The organism is Streptomyces sp. NPDC004658 (assembly GCF_040609555.1).
GTDB lineage: Bacteria > Actinomycetota > Actinomycetes > Streptomycetales > Streptomycetaceae > Streptomyces.
This window is the reverse complement of sequence record NZ_JBEXKG010000340.1, coordinates 1-2,982: the sequence shown is the minus strand read 5'-3', so window position 1 is coordinate 2,982 and position 2,982 is coordinate 1. Positions and strand designations below refer to the sequence as shown.

The following is a 2,982-nucleotide window of genomic DNA, read 5'->3' as shown; positions in this document are numbered from 1 at the left end:
ACGGCAACGGCGGCGGGCGGCACCAGGTACACCAGCGCGAGCCCGGCGACCGTACCGAGGAGCAGCAGGGGGCTGTGCCGCAGCTGCGCGTAGGCGCTGCGCGACACCATCCGCCACAGGTCGTGCAGCCGCGGATACGGGCGCACGCTGTCCACCCGGTCGGCCAGCCCCAGCCAGACGCGACCGCCCGAGCCCTTCACCGCGCGCGCGAGCGCGACGTCGTCGATGACGGCGTGGCGGATGGCGTCCGGGACGCGCGCCTTCTCGGCCATGTCCGCGCGCAACAGGACGCAGCCGCCCGCCGCCGCGGCGGTGCGCGAGCCCGGCCGGCCGATCCACCGGAAGGGATACAGCTGGGCGAAGAAGTACACGAACGCGGGGACCACGAGCCGCTCCCACAGGCTCGCCACGCGCAGCCGCGCCATCTGGGACACGACGTCGAAGCCGCCGCTGCCGGCCGCCGCCACCAGCTCGCGCAGGCTGTCCGGCGCGTGCGCGATGTCGGCGTCCGTCAGCAGCAGGTACTCGGGATCACGCGCGCGTGCCAGCCCGATGCCGTACCGCACCGCCCACAGCTTGCCGGTCCAGCCCGCCGGCGGCTCCCCGGGCGATCCCACCGTCAGCGGCAGCCCGCCGTGCCGCCGGGACAGCTCGCGGGCCAGGTCCCCGGTGCCGTCCGTACTGCCGTCGTCCACCAGGAAGACCTCCGCCCGCCCCGGATAGTCCTGCGCCAGCAGCGACGGCAGGCTCGCGGGCAGCACGGCCGCCTCGTCGCGGGCCGGTACGACCACGCAGACCGACGGCCACACGTCCGGGTCCCGGCGCCGCGGCAGCCGCACGTCCGTGCGCCAGAAGAAGCCCTGGCCCAGCAGCAACCAGCACCAGGCGGCCAGTGATACGACGGTGATCCACAGGAAGGCGCTCACGGCCGCAGTCTGCCCCACCCGACCGGCTCGCGCGGAACGCATCGTCTATCGTGGCCGGGTGAAGATCGCGCTCATGGACTCCGGAATCGGCCTGCTGCCCGCCGCCGCCGCGGTACGTCGACTGCGACCCGACGCGGATCTCGTCCTGTCGTGGGACCCGGACGGCATGCCCTGGGGACCGCGCACCCCGGAGGACATCACCGAGCGGGCCATCGCCGTCGCCGAGGCGGCCGCCGCACACGACCCCGACGTCCTGATCGTCGCCTGCAACACGGCGTCGGTGCACTCCCTGCCGGCGATGCGGGCCCGTTTCGAACCGGACCTGCCGATCATCGGTACCGTTCCGGCGATCAAGCCGGCCGCCGCGGGCGGCGGACCCGTCGCGATCTGGGCGACCCCGGCCACCACGGGCAGCGCCTACCAGCGCGGGCTGATCGAGGAGTTCGCCGCCGGCGTGGAGGTGACCGAGGTGGCGTGCCCCGGTCTCGCGGACGCCGTGCACCACGCGGACGACGCGGCGATCGACGCGGCCATCGCCTCGGCCGCCGCCCGTACCCCCGACGACGTCACCACGGTCGTCCTCGGCTGCACCAACTACGAACTGGTCGCCGAGCGCATCCGGGCGGCCGTCCAGCGGCCCGGCCGCCCGCCGCTCATCCTGCACGGCACCGCCGGGGCGGTGGCCGCCCAGGCCCTGCGCCGGATCGGAGCGGAGTCGGTCCCGGCCGCCGTCGCCGACACCACGCTCACGGTGCTGCTGAGCGGCCGTGAGGCGACCCTCCCGGACACGGCGCTGTCCTACGAGGAGGGCCGCTTCCTCAAGGCCGTCAGCCCCGTCCGCTGACCGCCGCGGAACCGTGCCGGCGGCGCGGTCCGCTGTGGGCCGGCCGGGCCAGTCACCCTGCGCCACGCCCTACCCGCACAGCGAAACCTGAGTAACCTCGTACACATGAGGGACCACCCCGACGCCGACGACATCCCGCGCCCGGAGGTCTGGACGGGACGCGCCACCAACCGGGTCCAGTGGCTGCTGGCGCTGGCCGGTGCCGCCTGTATGGCGCTCGGCATCGAACTGGCCGTCGACTCGGCCTGGGGCTCCGGCATCGCCCCGCTCGTGATGTCGGTCGTGGGCTGCATCGCGGCCGGCCTGCTGGTCCTGTTTGGCACGCTCGCCTTCGTGCACGTCGACCTCAAGCTCGACAAGGAGTGCGTCGAAGTGCGCTGCGGGCACATGGGGCTGCCGCGCCGCCGCATCCCGCTCTCCCACGTGGCCGGCGCCGACTTCACCGCCCTCGTCACCCCCCGGCACTGGGGCGGCTGGGGCTATCGCTGGCGCCCCGAGAAGGGCACCGCGGTCGTCGTACGCCGCGGCGAGGGCATCGTGCTGCGCCTGTGGGACGGCCACACGTTCACGATCACCGTGGACAACGCGGAAACGGCGGTCCGGGTCATCAGGGACCGCCTGCGGACGATCAAGCCGGGGACGGCGGCCTGACGCGGCTCGCCGGGACGCCCGCGCCGGGAGCCGGCACCCGGGGCGCCCCCGCCTCCACGCTCACGGCCTCGGTGCCGCCGTGTCGCCCGCCCACGGGCGGGCCGTGGCCCAGCCCGCCAGGAGGGCCGCGCCCGACGTCACCGTCGTGAAGCTGAGGGCATTGCTCACCGAGGCCAGGGCGGCCAGCGCCGCCAGGGCGGCGCCCGCGGTGACGGCGACCGGGGTGGGGCGCGGGGTGCGCCACAGCGCGTAGAGGACCCAGCAGAACACGGCGACCAGCAGGAGCACCCCGACCAGGCCCTGTTCGGCCGCCTGTTGCAGGAGGGCCGAGTGGGGTCTGCCGTCGGACAGCAGCGTCCGCGGCGCCCCCGGGCCCGGGTCGCCGAACCGGCCGGGGCCGATCCCCAGAGCGCTGTTCCGGTCCGCCGCCCCCAGGGCGTCCCGCCACAGCCGGACCCGGTGCGCGCTGAACCGGCCTTCGAGCGCCCCGGTCAGGCCCCCGGGCAGCGCGTCCCCGGCGACGGCCCAGACGGTCACCGCCACCAGGGCCGCCACCCCGGC

3 protein-coding genes and 1 pseudogene are annotated in these 2,982 nt (G+C 75.5%); 2 read left to right on the top strand and 2 right to left on the bottom strand.

From position 1 onward, the window contains the following. Positions 1-944 (bottom strand): glycosyltransferase (locus ABZV94_RS41010; protein WP_356350137.1); only part of this gene is annotated, 944 nt, incomplete at its 3' end. Between the two features lie 40 nt (positions 945-984). Between ABZV94_RS41010 and ABZV94_RS41005 the strand changes: the two genes are divergently transcribed. Beyond that, positions 985-1,770 (top strand): aspartate/glutamate racemase family protein, encoded by a 786-nt coding sequence (locus tag ABZV94_RS41005; protein ID WP_356350135.1) that lies wholly within the window; start codon positions 985-987, stop codon positions 1,768-1,770. A gap of 105 nt (positions 1,771-1,875) precedes the next feature. Continuing rightward, on the top strand, positions 1,876-2,421 hold the full coding sequence (locus tag ABZV94_RS41000; RefSeq protein WP_356350133.1) for a hypothetical protein: 546 nt from the start codon (positions 1,876-1,878) through the stop codon (positions 2,419-2,421). A 60-nt stretch (positions 2,422-2,481) separates the two neighbouring features. On the opposite strand, the pseudogene ABZV94_RS40995 reads toward ABZV94_RS41000, so the two are convergent. Further along, positions 2,482-2,982: pseudogene (locus ABZV94_RS40995) on the bottom strand (O-antigen polymerase); the annotation flags it as partial.

Excerpts from the sequence above, each read along its gene's own strand:
- ABZV94_RS41000 (WP_356350133.1), top strand. The coding sequence starts at position 1,876 with ATGAGGGACCACCCCGACGCCGACGACATCCCGCGCCCGGAGGTCTGG.